The sequence below is a fragment of the Sphingobacterium spiritivorum genome, from assembly GCF_016724845.1.
Taxonomy (GTDB): domain Bacteria; phylum Bacteroidota; class Bacteroidia; order Sphingobacteriales; family Sphingobacteriaceae; genus Sphingobacterium; species Sphingobacterium spiritivorum_A.
Window position 1 is genome coordinate 4,504,358 of sequence record NZ_CP068082.1, and the last position, 17,025, is coordinate 4,521,382.

General features: G+C 38.5%; 11 protein-coding genes. 7 read left to right on the top strand and 4 right to left on the bottom strand.

All coding sequences use genetic code 11. The features are described from left to right. The first annotated feature begins 4 nt into the window (after nucleotides 1-4). The 7 genes from I6J03_RS19125 (at nucleotide 5) to I6J03_RS19155 (ending at nucleotide 12,783) form a co-directional block, all read left to right on the top strand. On the top strand, nucleotides 5-1,435 hold the full coding sequence (locus I6J03_RS19125; protein ID WP_003002787.1) for a RagB/SusD family nutrient uptake outer membrane protein: 1,431 nt from the start codon (nucleotides 5-7) through the stop codon (nucleotides 1,433-1,435). A gap of 21 nt (nucleotides 1,436-1,456) precedes the next feature. Beyond that, nucleotides 1,457-3,850: a PDZ domain-containing protein gene (locus tag I6J03_RS19130; protein ID WP_003002785.1), complete on the top strand. Its 2,394-nt coding sequence runs from the start codon at nucleotides 1,457-1,459 to the stop codon at nucleotides 3,848-3,850. A 615-nt stretch (nucleotides 3,851-4,465) separates the two neighbouring features. After that, nucleotides 4,466-5,011 carry a sigma-70 family RNA polymerase sigma factor gene (locus I6J03_RS19135; protein WP_039989687.1) on the top strand — a complete coding sequence of 182 codons (546 nt, stop codon included), beginning with the start codon at nucleotides 4,466-4,468 and terminating at the stop codon, nucleotides 5,009-5,011. 90 nt (nucleotides 5,012-5,101) lie between these two features. Beyond that, nucleotides 5,102-6,223, top strand: coding sequence for a FecR family protein (locus I6J03_RS19140; protein ID WP_003002780.1), 1,122 nt, complete (start codon nucleotides 5,102-5,104; stop codon nucleotides 6,221-6,223). A gap of 176 nt (nucleotides 6,224-6,399) precedes the next feature. Next, nucleotides 6,400-9,909 carry a TonB-dependent receptor gene (locus I6J03_RS19145; protein WP_201693902.1) on the top strand — a complete coding sequence of 1,170 codons (3,510 nt, stop codon included), beginning with the start codon at nucleotides 6,400-6,402 and terminating at the stop codon, nucleotides 9,907-9,909. A 90-nt stretch (nucleotides 9,910-9,999) separates the two neighbouring features. Then, nucleotides 10,000-11,511, top strand: coding sequence for a RagB/SusD family nutrient uptake outer membrane protein (locus I6J03_RS19150; protein WP_157600375.1), 1,512 nt, complete (start codon nucleotides 10,000-10,002; stop codon nucleotides 11,509-11,511). 624 nt (nucleotides 11,512-12,135) lie between these two features. Then, nucleotides 12,136-12,783, top strand: a complete 648-nt coding sequence (locus I6J03_RS19155) for a LuxR C-terminal-related transcriptional regulator (RefSeq protein ID WP_201693904.1) — start codon at nucleotides 12,136-12,138, stop codon at nucleotides 12,781-12,783. Between the two features lie 21 nt (nucleotides 12,784-12,804). Here I6J03_RS19155 and I6J03_RS19160 read toward each other — a convergent pair whose 3' ends face one another. From I6J03_RS19160 to I6J03_RS19175, 4 genes are all read right to left on the bottom strand, one after another. Continuing rightward, on the bottom strand, nucleotides 12,805-14,301 hold the full coding sequence (locus tag I6J03_RS19160; protein WP_003002769.1) for a carboxypeptidase-like regulatory domain-containing protein: 1,497 nt from the start codon (nucleotides 14,299-14,301) through the stop codon (nucleotides 12,805-12,807). Between the two features lie 11 nt (nucleotides 14,302-14,312). Continuing rightward, a complete protein-coding gene (locus I6J03_RS19165; RefSeq protein WP_232279592.1) occupies nucleotides 14,313-15,575 on the bottom strand; it encodes a CsgG/HfaB family protein in 1,263 nt (420 codons plus the stop codon). Nucleotides 15,576-15,752: 177 nt separating this feature from the next. Beyond that, nucleotides 15,753-16,178 (bottom strand): curli assembly protein CsgF, encoded by a 426-nt coding sequence (locus tag I6J03_RS19170; protein ID WP_003002765.1) that lies wholly within the window; start codon nucleotides 16,176-16,178, stop codon nucleotides 15,753-15,755. Nucleotides 16,179-16,263: 85 nt separating this feature from the next. Further along, a complete protein-coding gene (locus tag I6J03_RS19175; protein ID WP_003002762.1) occupies nucleotides 16,264-17,025 on the bottom strand; it encodes a CsgE family curli-type amyloid fiber assembly protein in 762 nt (253 codons plus the stop codon).

Genomic DNA, 17,025 nt, shown 5'->3' on the forward strand with positions numbered 1-17,025 from the left:
GAACATGAAAACGATATATAGCATATTCATATTACTTACTGCATTTCTGATACAGGGCTGCGAGCGTACATTAGAAGAAAAGCCTCAGACAATCTTAAGTCCGAATCAATTTTTTCTGAATCCCGGAAATTATGAAGCTTCTGTAAAAGGGATCTATAGCGGCCTGCCCTTATATATTCCATTTACACATGAGATGATCACCGATCTCTATGCAACACCATCTGCACAGGCTGAGCAGGCTTTGCCGATCTATAACAATCAGCCTACACCATCTTATTATAATGCACGTAGCGCCTGGAACGGCCCTTATGCCGTCATCAAAAATGCTAATTTTATCCTAAAATATCTGCCTGATGCACCTTTGAGCAGTACGCAGATAGCAAACCTGACAGCTGAAGCACGTTTTTTGAGGGGTTACGCTTTCTTTCAACTTGTACAGCTGTTTGGAGATGTGCCTATGCCTTTGAAAGTCGCTGAAGATTATAACAATCTGAGACTGCCCCGAACACCTCAGGTAGAAGTGTATACTCAGATATTGGAGGATTTACTTTTTGCGGAAGCTAATCTTCCGGAAAATGCTCCACAGCAGGGGCGTGCACATAAACTGGCTGCTACAGCGCTTCTGGCACGAGTATATCTCACCATGGCAGGCAATCCTTTGAATCAGACGAAATACTTTGCCGATGCATTGAAAAAATCTACAGATGTTATTAAATCCGACAGGTTTACGCTTGTGGCAGATTATGCAGAAGTATTCCATAAACTAGCCTATACCACAGAATCCATCTGGGATAAACAATATGTGGCAGACCGCGGTGGCAATTTTCTGCATGGCAGTTCCTGTACTGCACCCGGATATACACCGACATTAGTGCCTTCAGCTAATTTTATCAATAGTTTTCCGAAAGGTGACAGGCGGTTGTCATGGGGAATTATGATTAACTACCCGGCTCCCGGCGGACCATTAGCGAGACCATTTTTCCATAAATTCGTAGATGCAACATTAATAGACAGGGGAGTATTGCCATCGGGATCACTGGTGTCTTATGCCATTCCTTTAGTGCGTTATGCTGAAATGTATCTGATAGCTGCCGAGGCGGAGAACGCAATAAACGGACCTGCACAGGCCTATCAGTATATTAATGTAATCCGGAAAAGAGCGCGGATAGATAAAAATGATCCTACACATGTGCCGGATCTGCAGAACCTCAGTAAAGAGCAGTTTCAGCAGGCTGTATGGAAGGAGTGGGACTGGGAGATGTATCAGGAAGGGCTGTCATGGACAACCATGAAACGCAGTAATACATTCAATCGTATACAGCAGCAACGCGGTAATACTCTGACTGTACCTGTAGGTCTGTATAACCAGACATGGCCTATTCCGATAGAAGAGATAACGAATAATAATATTCCGCAAAATCCTTTGTATCAATAGTTAAAATATATACATTTAAATATGAACTACACGTTGACTTTTTTATCCCGCTTGTTTGCATTGCTTATATTATGTGGAGTATGTGGAGCTGAATCGGCTGATGCACAATCAGCAACTGTAAAGAAAATCTATGTGGCTAAATCCGGCCGTGACAGCAATCCGGGCACATCTGCCAAGCCATACGCCAGTCCCGGAGCAGCTCTGCAAGCTGTATCAAAATTGAAGAAAGACGGTTATAGCGGGGCTATAGAAGTAATTATCAATACAGGAGTTTATTATTTGGACAAACCCCTTTCTCTCGGTAGTGAACAGTCCGGATCGAAGAATGCTCCGCTTACTATTCAATCTGCAAAAGGTCAGCAGGTGATCTTCAGCGGTGCAGTTCCTTTGAATCTGCAATGGAAATCCGGAGAAAACGGAATCTGGACAGCTCAGGTGCCTGAAGGAATCCGTTTCCAAAGTTTGTATGCGAATGGTAAACAACTGATCCGTGCGAGATATCCGAACTATGATCCTTCGGTTCTTCCTTTTAATGGATATGCGGCTGATGCTATAAGTCCCGAACGTGTCAAAAACTGGAAAAATCCGGAGGGGGCATATGTACATGCTCTTCATATTGGCCGATGGGGTGGATTTCATTACAGGGTGACGGGAAAAGATGCCAATGGTAACTTACAGCTGGAAGGCGGGCAGCAGAATAACAGACCCAGCAAGATGCATGAGACGTACAGGTATGTGGAGAATGTATTTGAGGAGCTTGATGTGGCTAATGAATGGTATCTGGATGAGAAAACATCTACCTTATTCTACATGGCTCCCAAAGGTGTAAATCCGGCACAGCAAAAGCTGGAAGCTCCGATATTGGAGAATATCATTACCCTTTCCGGAAGCAAGATAAACCCGGTCCATGATATTCATGTGAAAGGTATACAGTTTGTACATACGGCTCCGACATTTATGAAGACAGCGGAACCTTTGCTGCGCAGTGACTGGACAATCTACAGACAAGGTGCAGTACTGATCACATATGCCGAGCGTTGTGAGTTGTCCGGATCAGATTTTTATGATCTGGGCGGTAATGCTATATTCGTTAGTGACTATAACAGAGAAATCATTATCGCTGATAATCTGATTGAGCGGATAGGAGCAAGTGCGATCAGCTTTGTGGGTAATCCGGATGCTGTCCGGTCACCTGCATTCCGTTATGAAAAGTTTGTGCTGGAGACAGAGATGGATACGGTAAAGGGTCCCAAATCAGATAATTATCCGTCAGGCTGTGAAGCAAGTAACAATCTGATCCGAAATATTGGTCTCATCGAAAAGCAGGTTGCAGGTGTGCAGATAGCGATGGCATCAGCTATTCGAGTACTGCATAATACGATCTATGAAGTACCACGTGCAGGTATCAATATTGGGGACGGTACATGGGGCGGACATAATATTGCCCATAATGATGTATTCCGTACCGTACTGGAGACGAGTGACCATGGAGCATTCAACTCCTGGGGAAGAGACCGTTTCTGGCATCCGGACCGTAAGGAAATGAACCGCCTGGCAGCTGCACATCCCGAATGGGTGACTTTGGATGCTGTAGTGCCGACATTGATACGTAACAACAGATTTCAGTGTGATCACGGGTGGGATATCGATCTGGATGATGGCTCTACCAATTATCAGATTTATAATAATATATGTCTGAGCGGAGGTTTAAAGCTTCGGGAAGGATTTTACAGGACGGTATACAATAATGTGATAGTCAACAATGGATTTCATCCGCATGTATGGTTCAAAAACAGCCATGATGTATTTCGCAATAATATCGTGATGCAGTCTCATCAGGATATTCAGGTCAACTATTGGGGGGATACAGTAGATTATAACTACTATACGAATATAGCGGATCTGAAGAAAGATCAGGTCAAAGGCGTAGATGCACATTCCGAATTGTTTGACGGAAAATTTGCGAATGCAGCAACAGGTGACTTCCGTGTAACTGGTCGTATTCCGGCAGGTTTTAAGAATTTTAATACTTCGGATGTAGGTGTTACAAGTCCAAGACTGCTTGCCAAGGCTGTGAAGCCCGAAATACCGCAGGTGAAAATACAGAAAGAAGAGCTGAAAAATCGGATTGTAAAATGGGGTGGAGGAGAGTTTAAGTCTATCGAAACATTAGGTGAGCAGTCCGCTGCGGGACTACCTGAAATCGCCGGAGTATTGGTTGTAAAGCTGGCTGAAAACAGTACTGCTTTCAAAAGCGGACTGCGTATTGGAGATGTAATTGTGTCGTGTCAGAAAGAAACAATAAATACAGTAGAGGATTTTCAACGAATTGCCAAACGAGATGCCTATACAGGTGAACTGGCTGTCACCATTTACAGGAATCAGGTTAAGCAGGATCTTGTTCTTAAGCTATGATAACATGAACTGAAAGATGAATAAATAATTAGAATGTTTAGTTGTAGAAATGAAGAAGCATGTTATTTCTTTTGAAATAGCATGCTTTTTTTGCTACAAGAAGGAATATTGGCGCCTTTATTTCTTTAATCATGTTTATAATTAGAGAATAACACTTTAGTGTGTTACAATAACGGTCTTATCATAAACTCCATGTTAACAATTTGCTTCAAGACTTATTTTGATCTTATACATTCTGTATTTAGGAGGTAATATCTCATTGTATGAAATCAGGTATAATAAGTTAATTCAGATGTTGTATCTTTGTTTTTACCTAATATTTGTGTAGTTTAATTTCTACATTTTTAAAATATTTAATCCTTTTTTATGTATTCGTATATATCTTAAATTTTATCCGTTTCATAAAAATAGAAATAGTGCTTACCATATCTATAGTGCTTTTAAACTATACTAGAAGCATATTGCGATCATTAAGAAATGTATTTTAGCTTTCCTTTTTACATTGTCGGTTTAAAATAGTTTACAACCGGTTGCATGTATCTATTGTACAGAAATGTAATATTTTGTTATTTCGCGATTATCGAATCGGGAAATAATTTTTTAAGGGAATTGGTTATGACAGCATGTGAAAATTGGGATGACCATAGGTTGATGGCCGAGTTGAAGACTAATAATGAATTAGCCTTCAATGCTATTTATTTTCGATATTCCACAGTACTCTATCGTTATGCTTTTAATATTCTTAAAGATGAGGATGAATGTACTGATGTTATTCAGGAAATCTTTGTCTGGTTATGGGAGAACAGATCGAATCTGCATATTTCTAATCTTAAGTGTTATTTAATGGCGGCTGTTAGATATAGAATGATAAGGGTGATCGCGACGAGTAAACGCAAGGAAGAAATTTTGTCAAGATCGATTTCCGGTACACCTTTACACACAGATGATTTTCTCGAAGTAAAGGAACTAAAACATGTCATAACTGACTTTACCGCTTCTTTACCTGTGCGTGCGCAGGAAACATTTAAACTTAGCCGTGAACAGTATCTGAGTAATAAGGAAATTGCTTTACAATTAGGTATTTCAGAAAAAACAGTTGAAGCACAAATGACAATTTCTCTAAAAAAACTCAGATTGTATCTGAACAGAATGTTTGGATAGATTATTTTTTTATTGGATTAGGGGATAGGTATTCCTTATGTCTCTTACTTATATAACCAAAGTGCTGAGCAGATTATAAGGCATCATATAATGACCGATAAGAACAAAATCAAAGCTATCATTTCCAGAATTAATAATGGAGATTATTCGGATGAAGATCTGCTTCAATATAATGCCTGGTGTAACGGACAGCAGAATATAGAAGAAGGGGTTGATCTTTCGGATAAAAATGAGCAGATGTTCATATTTGTTAAAAAAAAAATTAACAGGAAGCATCAACGAAATGTTTTTGTTCGGATAGCAGCTGTTGCTGCAGCTCTTTTATTCTTCTTTTTACTACAGCAGTTTTTGAAAAATGATAAAAACATTGAATACGGAAATAGTGTAGCAGCTAACTATAAACATCAAATACCAAAAGGATTTAATAATGTCGTTTTGACCCTGTCTAATGGAGATGAAATAGATCTGACGAAGGACAGTACTCGCAATCGTTTCATTCAGGATAGTACTATAACTTCTGTTTCCCGTGATAATATTGTACGGATTTGGGATAAGAAATCAGACAAGGATCAAATGGAGGTGAGCTATAATACATTGGCTACATCAAGAGGCCGGCAGTTTAAGATCATATTGTCTGATGGAACGAAAGTTTGGCTTAATGCAGCTTCATCCATTCATTATCCCCTAAGTTTTACAAACCAAAACGAGAGGAAAGTAGAGCTTACGGGGGAAGCTTATTTTGAAGTAGCTAAGAATGAACGGCAACCTTTTGTAGTGACTTCGCGTAATCAACGGGTAAAAGTCCTGGGAACACACTTTAACATCAATAGTTATCCGGATGAGCCTGTAATCAAAACAACATTAGTGGAGGGAGCAGTAGAGGTAAATCAAAAAATTGTACTTCAACCGGGAGAGCAATCCCGGGTAGATAAGACCAATTATATCAGTAAGACCAGAGTCGATCCGGAGACAGTCATTGCCTGGAAAAACGGATACTTTGAATTTAGAAATGAAAATATATATGAAATTATGAGAAAGGTGGTCCGATTTCATAATATACAGGTAATATATGAAGGAACTATTCCTTTGGATGGAATGAGTGGCCAGATTCGAATGGAAGATGATATAAAAAAAATAATAGATATTCTCGGTTCTACCAGTCTTCTGAAAATTACGCAGAAAAATGACAGGGTTTATATCCGCAAATATTGATAAACACACACTACACACTAACTATTCTAAAACTAAATTTAATCTTATATGAAACATAGAGACTAATTCCCAACTCCAGACATGGACGAGAAAGCAGACTGCTTTTTGGTCTGAAGCATTCGCCTGTATCCAGGGAATGTGAATTAAAATATCCAATTTTTAAATTATAAACCATTATGAAGAATACTATATTTGCCCAAAAAGGACGACACCTTAATTTGTCACTTACAGGCACCCATTTTTCAGGAAAGAAGTATCTTACGAGTGTACTTGTCGTTATGTCAGCTCTTCAGCTAACGGCAACTGCAAGTGCACAAAAGATATCATTTAAAGAATCAAATGCCCCGCTTGAAAAAGTCGTTAAGAACCTTAAAACTAAAACAGGTTATGATTTCTTCTATGTAAACAGTCACCTTGAAGGTACTAAACCTGTTACTATGAATGTCAAAGACGGATCTATAAAGGAGACGCTTGATGAACTTGTGAAAAATCAACCACTTACTTACGAGATAAAAAATAAGACGGTTGTTCTGCGACGTAAGGAAAAGGCATCTGCAACTATCACTGCTGCAAAACAATCAAAATCAGAATTGGTTACGGGGATTGTTAAAGATGAAAACGGACAACCTCTGCCTAATGTCGTCGTGCGTGTGAAAGAAAGTAATAAGGTTGTTCAGACAGACGCATCCGGAAAATTTACAATTGATATTCTGCCGGGTCAGACACTGATCATCCGGCATATGAGCTACGAAACAAAAGAGATTTCTTATACAGGTCAATCACACCTTGAAGTGCAATTGTCAGCTGGCAATCAGGAGCTTTCAGAGGTTGTCGTGATCGGTTATGGAGCTATTAAATCAAAAAATGTTACAGGAGCCATTTCTAAAGTAGATGCAAAGGATCTGAACAGCAGTGTTGCCTCTAGTTTTCAACAAACTCTGCAAGGAAAAGCTGCAGGTGTACAGGTTGTACAGGAAACCGGTCAGCCGGGTGCAGGTGTTAAAGTACAGATCCGGAGTAACCCATCATTTGCAGATGCAGGTGTATTATATGTAATAGATGGAGTACCTGTAAATGATAATGCAGGACAGCCTAACCTTGCAGGCGGTGTCGGTTCCAAATACGGTTCAGGAGGAGTGGATAAATCACCATTAAACTTTATCAATCCAAATGATATAGAATCTATTCAGTTTTTGAAAGACGCGAGTGCTGCAGCAATTTATGGCGCCCGTGCCGGAGCGGGTGTCGTACTTGTTACCACTAAGAAAGGTAAAGAGGGAAAATCATCTTTGCAGTATTCGGGTAACTATGGTATTCAGAACGTTGATAAGATGTATGAAGTCTTTGGTACCAAAGAATATATGCGGCAACGTAATCTGCTGAAAGAAGAACTCTGGTACAGAACAAATAAAATAGGCCCGTATTACGGAAATGTAGATCCGTTCACTGTGAAGCCTTTTGTACCTGTATATACCCAGCAACAGATAGATAATGCCGTAGAAACACAAAGTGCTACAGAGGCAATTATCCGCAGAGGCTATACCCAACAGCATAATATTTCCTTGTCCGGAGGAAATAGTAAGACCCGCTACTTTGCATCGGGTAATTATTTCGACCAAAAGGGGGTATTATTAGCTTCAGATTATAAACGGTACAATGGCAGGCTAAACCTTGATCAGCAGGTATCTGATAAAATCAATATTGGTGCTAATATTATCGTTTCTAATTCATTGGCTAATAATACCGTTACCAATGGTCGTTATGAAAACGGCGGTATCGTTACTGCAGCCATTTACTGGTCTCCTGATGTACCGCTGCGGGATGATAAAGGAGGCTATCCGATAAGCCCGTACTATGCTGTTATTCCTAATCCGCTGTCTTATGAAACCGTTACCGATCTTACGAAGACGAATCGTGTACTGACCAGTGCATATGGAGAATGGAAAATCATAGAAGGGCTAAAAGCAAAAGCTAATTTCAGCTATGACCAGTCTAATGCCAAGCGTTCCAATTATTTTCCCAGAACATTTCTATACGGGAGTCAATCCAGTGGAGCAGCATCGATTGCTCAATCCGAATCACAATCCAAATTGTTAGAGTATACGCTTAATTACGATAAGAATATAAGTGAAAAGCACCATCTAAATGCTGTCGCAGGATATTCTTTTCAAAAAACAAACTGGGAAGGATTTAATGCCGGGAATCAAAATTTTTTGTCGGACGCCAGTAGTTATTATGACTTGATTGCCGGTCAGTCTGATAAACCAGCAGTAGGGTCTTATAAGAGAGAGGTCACATGGGCTTCTTACTTCGCCAGAGCGATCTATACCTACAGAGACAATATTATCCTGCAGGCATCGCTAAGAAGAGATGGTTCATCTAACTTTGCAGTAAACAAAAAATGGGGATATTTCCCTGCCGTATCTGCAGGATGGGTGTTGTCGGATGAAGAATGGCTAAAAAATGCTAAAACTGTTTCTTTCCTTAAATTACGTGCCGGATACGGAGAAACTGGTAACAGTGCATTTAATGTACCGGGTACTACAATTTTATCGTCTGCTTTCCCTTTATATACAACGAGCCTGAGCGCGTATTTTGGTACTAATTCGGTTAATTCAGGTATTGTACTCTCGAGAGACGGTAATCCAAATCTGACCTGGGAAACTGCAGGTGAATTTAATGTGGGAACGGACTTTACCTTGTTTAATAACAGATTATCCGGTTCAGTTGATTATTTTAATAAAACCATTCGTAATTTGATTTCATATGTTTATTACCCGCAAGGATTTATCATTAATGGTGTATTTGGCAATGCCGGCAAGACCCGGTCTACCGGATACGAAATTAGTCTGGAGTCTAAAAATATACGTGCCCATGATTCGGAGGGTTTTAACTGGTCTACACGAATCAATCTTTCTCATTATAAAAACTATTGGCTAGAGCGTTCAGAGCAGGCATTAAAAGCGTTAAAACCTCATGAAATTGCCACAGGCAGTCAGGCCGTGTTTAAGCCGATTTATGGATACGTAGCTGATGGTTTCTTTACCGGAAAATCCGGAGAGGCTCCTGCGCATATGCCAGGTATGCTACCGGGAGGTGTGATTATCAAGGATATTAATGGTTTTGACTCTAACGGCAAACTTACCGGTCAGGCTGATGGAAAAATTACTGATGCCGATAAGACTTTTCTGGGGAATGAAGAACCAACCCTCAATTTTGGTATCGGAAATACCTTTCAATACAAGGGGTTTGATCTGAATATCTATCTTTCCGGTCTGAAACAGAAACGCTGGTCTCCGGTTCAGGGCGTTCGTCCCGGAGATGGTAGTATGAATGGTTTTGGTTGGAATGCGATTTCGACAGCAGAGCAGGCATGGAGTATTTTCAATACCAACGGCACAGCACCTACTTCTTTAAGTGATGGTACTTATGGAGGGTATCAGTCAATCTCGACCTATTGGCTGATAGATGCGACTTTCCTCAGGGCCAGAAATATCACTTTGGGTTATTCATTACCGAATAGCTGGATCAGTAAGCAAAAAGTGTTTTCTGCAATACGGATGTCATTTGATGTACAGAATGCATTTACAATAACAAAATACCCTGTTTTTGATCCTGAACTTAAGATGGATAATTTCTATCCTATGGTAAAAAGCTATGTTTTTGGTATAAATGCGTCATTCTAATTAATAAATTAACATCGTGTAAGCAAAGAAAACAGTATTAAATTGAAAGTTGCTTATACGCATAAATGATATACAGTGATGAAAAATAAAATGAAAAGATACACGAGCAGATTTGCTGCAATATCCTCTCTATGTATTGGATTAGCTCTGCTCAATAGTTGTGAGAAGGGACTCGACTATGTCTCCTATGGTGACCTGAATAATGTGGTGAAAACTCCGGAAGGTATTGGTGCAGCCGTCAATGCTGCGTATACAGGTCTGGCTGGCGGAGATGGATGGCAGGCTGGCTGGGGATCTGCAGCTTATGCGTGGAGGGTACAAAGCTTTGTATCGACTGATGAAGGCCTTTGTATATGGGGAGATGGTGGCAATTGGGAAAGAATGGCTACACTTAATTTTACCCCGGATTTTGACTGGATAACGAATCACTATACTCGTTATCTGCCTTACATTTCCAGGATTACCATTACTCTGAATGATCTGGAAAGTATATCTATGGATGAAAATCTGAAAAAACGTTATATCGGAGAGTTAAAGGCACTTAGAGCAAATTACGCTATGATGCTTTACTTTGCTTATGGGCCACTTACCATTATTACGGACGCTAAGATAGCTTCAAATCCATATCCGGATCCGGTAGCGAGGCCTACAAGCGCACAGATGGTCAAGCAGATAGAAGATGACTATCTCGCAGCAGCAGCTGTACTCCCGGACAAATGGACAGGTGGAGATTACGGACGGTTTTCTAAAGCGGCTGCACTTACGGGGCTTATGAAATTGTATATGCATGAGAAGCAATGGGATAGGGCTGCGGCTGCCGGTAATCAGATAAAGGGCATGGGCTATTCTTTACAACCCAATTATCAGGACTTATTTAACATTAATAATAAAGGAGGTGCTTCTTCAGAAATTATACTTCCTATCGTGTGTACGGCAACCGGAGGTGATCAATATACGAATATGTGGCTGGCTCATGCTTTACCGGCCGATTATAAAGATCCGTCAGGAATACCTTTATCTGCATGGGGTGGATATAAGATGCGCTGGACAGCATATGATAAGTTTGATAAAAGCGATAAACGTCTGGCTGTTATATTAGAAAAATATCCAACCGGTAAAGATGCTAATGGAAATATTATTTATAAGGATGCACGTGCTAAAGGAGATCCTGGCGCTGTTCCGATGAAGTTTGCTCCGGATCCGTCAAAGATCAACTCTCAGAACAGCTCCGTAGATTATCCGGTATATCGCTATGCAGATGTCTTGCTGATGTTGGCGGAGAGCATAAATGAAGACAAGGGAGGACCTACTGATGAAGCGTATACGGCAATCAATCTGGTTCGTAAGCGTGCAGGCCTTCCGGATCTTCCTGCCGGATTAAATAAAGCGCAGTTTCTGGAAAAAGTACAGGATGAGCGTTTGTTTGAGTTGTGGGCTGAAGGCTGGCGCAGAGATGATCTGATCCGTTGGGGGCTTTATGTAAAAAGAGCTATAGATCAGGGCTCTACAGTGGCCAAGCCGGAGTTTGTCCTCTATCCGCTGCCACGTGCAGCTATTACACAAAGTAATGGCGTGATCAAGCAGAATCCCGGATATAATTAGAAAAACGGATATATTATCTAAACTTGAGGACAGCCTGCGGGCTGTCCTTGTTTTTTTTATAAGCCACGAATGTCATTCCTCTGTAACTTTAGATTACGGCCATTTTTCTATACTGTAGTCACTGTATTTTCTCCATACTAAATTATATATATTGTATTGGTAAATGAATAACCAATATATTCTAAAAAATATAATTTTTTGTAAAGATTGGAACTAATCAGGCTGATAGCTGATAATCCACTGTTTGTCCTATTTTCTTTAGTGATATTTGTAAAGATTTCAGATTACTTTTTTCCACTATTCGAATCAGAATAATGTTTTTATAAAAAAAATTATTATTAATGATATTTTAACAAATAAAATGATCTTATTTATATATTTAAACTTAAAAAATGATTTTTTTTAATTATTTTTGATCGGATTTGGATTTCATATTTAAGAAACGATTGATCTGATTTTCAGATTGAATTATATTTTGTTAAAAATATTTACACTAACTATAGTATTGTTTTTAACCTAAACAATTACTATTAATTTATTTATTCTTTATTCTAATCAGGATCTTGAACTTTTCCTTATCAGTAGATGTTGTGGTTTAAGTCATTAATATTGAAATTATAAGAAATGAAAATTTTCATTGTAGATCAGCAGTGTATTGCTATTGAAGGAGTTGCTAATATATTACGAAAAAGTGGCTGGGGTGATGTTGCAGGATTTGCAAATAATGTTGCCGAAGCTGTATTATGGCTTCAACAGAATGAGGCTGATCTCATTATCACAGAGACAAGATTTTCCGATGGCAGTGTCAGTGAGCTTATAAAGCATGTAAAAGAAAAATTGCAAAAAACTAAAATACTAATCCAGACCGGTGAAACTAGTGTGCGTAAAGTAAATGAACTCTTTCGTCAGGGGATCAGTGGTTTTATAGATAAGCATAATAGTTGTCAGGAAATCCAGCGCGCTATCACCTGCATCCAAAATGGGGAAGTCTACATGGGAGAGGATTTACGCAGGCGTATTCTGGAAAGATTTGCATATTCTTCAAATGATGCAGAACCTAAAGATGCTGCGACTATCCTGGGAAGACTTACTAATCGCGAAATTCAGATTATTCAGCTTATTTGTGATGGACATAATAGTAAAGTTATTTCAGAAAAATTATTTATCAGCTTTAATACTGTGGAAACCCACCGGAAACATATCTTTCAAAAGCTTAATATTAAAAATTCACTGGGATTACTTCGCCTGGCTTTACAATACGATCTTATTTGAAGTAGTGAATACTTTTTTTTGTTATTCCCAATCCGGCATCCATGCATTTGCAAATAATAATTTGCGGGATGTTTCGCTTGTTATTCCAATCTTATAAATATTTTTTTGAGAAATTCCGTCATTGGATGTGTGTGTGAAAATAACCTCTGCTTCATTCGGCGAAAATCTGGCATCAAGATCATTATAACCTGCAGGTATCTTTGTGAACACTGACAAATCTGTCTTTGTGTTGTCAGCTAAGTTATAGAGAAAAATATGGCTGTTCAATTGTCTGTAATCCTGACTTTCATATCCCGATATATCATAGGTATAGAGTATTTTGTCACCGCTTGCTGAAAAATTTATCCCTCCGGCAGCACCTTTCACATTTTCCAATATACTGTTTTGTACATTTCCGAATATATCAATAATATATATCTTTGTTTTGTATCCATTTATATCGTTGGTCTTCAGTGCTATTTTGGTACCGTCATTACTCCAGTCACATTCGGATATAAAGCTTCCGTCAGGCGTGCGATAAATCATCTCCGTGCCACTTCCATCTTTATTTACTTTATATAGTTTATCAAAATTCGGATACACTATTTCTTTACCATTTGCACTCCAGGTAAAATCCAGTTCAGCGATATTGAATCCGGCAATTGGGATTGTGGTTACTTTGGATATTGCTGAGCCATCAGCTTTAGTTGTAAAAATATGGGCATTACCATCTGTGACACGGATAAAGGCGATGACTCCTGCGATATTACTTTTTCTGACCCTCAGTGAATTTGTATGATTACCAGTTAGATTAAAGGATTGATTGTTCTCATCAGAGGAAACAATCAGATAATTATCACCTGATTTTCTGACATAATGAAATCTGTTTTGAGGAGTCTCCGAAGTAGTTAATTTATATGTAGGACTGAATACTTCAGTGTGAATACTGTCAGATGCAACAATCTGCCAAAAATAACTTGTTCCATATTCCAGATTTTCTAATTGATAAGATTTATTTTTAATATTTCTAATGTCGCGAACATCTCCAGATTTATTGTTCTTGATAATCAATCTATAGGTGAGACTATCTTCATCCGGGTCTGTGCAATTCCATGTTAATATAACGCTAAGAGGTAAATTCGTAGCATTATCAACAGGACTAATGAGTTGGGGTACTGTAGGCGGAGAGTTTAAAGACTTGTCATCTTTCATTTCAAAAACCAGGCTCACAGATTGATCTGATGCTGTAAGATTGCCCCCTTTTATTTCCATTACATAACCACTTAGTTCAGCTTTTACGGCATAATCACCTAAAGGTATATCTTTAATCTCAAAAGTTCCGTCAGCAGCAGAGAAGACCGTCTGTGTGGTTGGTGATGTCGTAATTTTCACCTTAGCAAGTGGTTCATTTGTTTTAGACTTTACGACTATTCCCTTTATATTGGCAGTTACGGTTTTCTCAATGAGTTCTTCGCTGCAGCCTGTGCTGTAAAAGTAAATGATAAATATTGCCAGGCCGAGTTTTAGATATGTTTTCATGATACTTGCTCTTATTTTTTTTTAGTTTTTGTGTCGAAATAGTATTGAATACCAATTCCGAAACGAAATATATTGTCTTTTCTTTTCCCACCAACATAACCATCCATATTGTCTTTAAATCCGAAGTCGTATCCTCCGAATCCGCGGATACCGAAGTTGCTGTGCGGAAGATATTCGATTCCGGATCCGATATTAAAAAAGGGATAAACAGGGCTTAGATACCTGCTACTGAGTCCTGTCAAAACAATTCCGCTATAGATATAAGGTGACAGGTTATCTTCAGGCATAAAAATGTATTCCATATTGAGGTCGGTACTGTTAAATTTTTTCTTAAAAATATCTTTATTTTCCAGGTAAAAAACTGAATGTGCTATTCCGAGACTGAATCTGTCATTTATAAATAGCCGTATACCTGCCTGAGGACCTATCCCGGTACGACTGTTTTTATAATCACCTTTAAGAGTATGACCAATTGCTCCCAGATAAAACCCAAGATTACCTCTTTTTGGATTTAGTATTCTTCCATCTATTCTGAGATTATCATGGACTTCTTTTTCCTTCATATACGATTCAAGAAGATTGTTGAATTCAATTTTCTGTTGATCATTTACCCTCCACAAATTCTCCTTATATCCTTCCATAACCAGTGAATACACGGCTTTCTCAATTGCTTCTTTTACAGCCAGATGTACGGGTTCATTTTTAGTAAATCCTATTTCGGCTTCCAGCAAACGTTCGGGATCGACATAGCGGAAGAACGAACCGTTTACTGACTGTGAAAGTATCGTTTTGGAAGTGTATACAGTCTTGAGTATCATTCCGTTATTCGTAGATACGGCCCGCAGATATACCGAGATACGATCCTGACGATATTGAGTGCTGCCGCCTATGCCAAAGTAACGGGCACCGACTCCACCGGTCACAAGATTGAAATCATAGGAAATAATACCTCCTTCAATAATCACTCCTGCAAAGAGAAGAGGAGGGAGTATAGCGGAAGTCGCAGCGTTTTGATTCTGTAGGTTTGCATATTCCTGCCGTGTTGATTTAATGATTTGCCGTTCATTTAGCAGATCACTTATATTTTCACGTTCAATGGTTGTAAACCACTTTGAATCTTCCAGAGCTTTGAGCAGTATGGATGTAGTGCCTTGTGGAATCGCTGTACTCCAGTTTGATATATTTTCGGAGGCTTTATATTGTCCGGTCTGATCTTTGAATTTGTATACGGCAACTATTGTTTTTTCCCTGGGAACAGGAAGCGTTCTTAACATCCTTGTATAAGGAGTCGCTTCTCCAAATGTAGAAGGCTCCTGCCTGGTAGGTGCTTTTATTAATGCACTGCAACCAGATATGAAAAGGAGTAGAATAGGAAAAAAATATAGACTTCTTATGTTATTACATTTAACATACATATGCTAATAGGCATTAAAAGTAAGAATGTATATAGATTAAGATATATTGGGAATATTTATGACAGTTTGTTCACCTGTATTGATATCAATAATGTTTATGTTGAGTCCACCGTAATATTCAGCTATGGTGATATTCATTGTTCCGAGTGAATAGACACCCGGTTTCATTGGTTTTTCACCGGTTTCATCTCCGAATAAATCTCTTGAAATCTTATTCAGGATTTGCCTGTTAAGGTTGTCCGTAAAACTTCCTATAGCTGTAGCTGGTTTATAGGATTGCTGTTTGGAGTCATCAAATTGGTTTTGGGCATTTGCAGAGCTCAACAACCATTGATAGTTAAATGTGTCTCCTCCAAAAGCTGGATTAACAGGCTTATATACAAATTGCTGAGCATATAATTCCTGTTTCCCCATCCCATATAATCCTAATATTAAAAGTAAAAAAAGAGTGTATTTTTTCATGTGTAATTTGTTTTATGAACATATTGATTTCTGAGTGGCACATATAAGCCAAAACTCTTACCTGCTTGTATCTAACATAAACTGCTTAAATTCCTTTGCTTATCAGATTTCTGTTTTTATTATAATTGTTGATTTGTTGAAGGCAGAGTTGCAATTGTAAGTTCAGATACTCTTCGTTAGGTATAGCTCTCAAGGTAAAGATGGTGAGATCTTCTACTTCTATACTGATAATTCCATTATTGCTAAACGAGGGTAATTCTCTAAGCGTAATTGTAAACGTATATTTTTCACTAAGTTGACTGTACTGGTTGAAGAGCATATCAAAAAAATCTTTTCCGACTTTGCTTTTTGTATTGTCTACCATAATACCTTTTATAGTATAATCTTCTTTGGCAGCTCTCTTTAAATTTGCCATATTGGTAGTTTGCTTTAAATTTTGCGTTTGTGTATTAGGTGCAATGTTTATAAAAACCGAATCTTTTGAGATTAACATATTCTCCTTTTCATTTCTTATAAAAAGATAGATTTTTAACTGATCTTCTTTTGTAATATTTAAGAATATACCGGAAAGAAGTTTTTCCTGATTGGGTTGAATAACAAATTCTCCTTCTTGCTTATTGTTAGATAAATTTCCTATTTTGGACTGTTTGATTACAATCAAAAGATAATTCAGGCCATGAATAATATCATCATTGTTGATTGCTTTTGCTTTTATATCCAGGATATCTTCTGTCTGCTTTACATCTATAGCGGCTTTAATATTTGATACGTTAGCGTTAGGCTGTGCTGAAAGGATAGCCGGGAGAAACTTGAAAATAATCAGTTGTATGACTTGTTTGAGATTCAT